The 255-nt window shown below is 47.1% G+C and carries 1 pseudogene; it reads left to right on the forward strand.

Annotation, left to right across the window (positions count from 1 at the left end):
* Positions 1-255, forward strand: a pseudogene (locus tag ACZ3HH_RS30735) (translation initiation factor IF-2); the annotation flags it as partial.

The raw sequence follows: 255 nt of genomic DNA on the forward strand, positions 1-255 counted from the left end.
GATGAAGTGAAGGCCGCGATGAGTGGCATGTTGACGCCTGAGAAACGTGAAGCCGAATTGGGTCTGGTTGAAATACGCCAGGTATTCCGAATTTCCAAAGTGGGCTCGATTGCCGGTTGTTACGTGCTTGAGGGGGTTATCAAGCGTAATTCCTTGTTGCGAATCTTGCGCAATAACGTGGTTATTCATACTGGTGAATTGGATTCACTCAAACGCTTCAAGGATGATGTCAAAGAAGTGAAGTCAGGCTTTGAG

It is taken from the genome of Pseudomonas sp. PME37.24/025 (assembly GCF_055556615.1).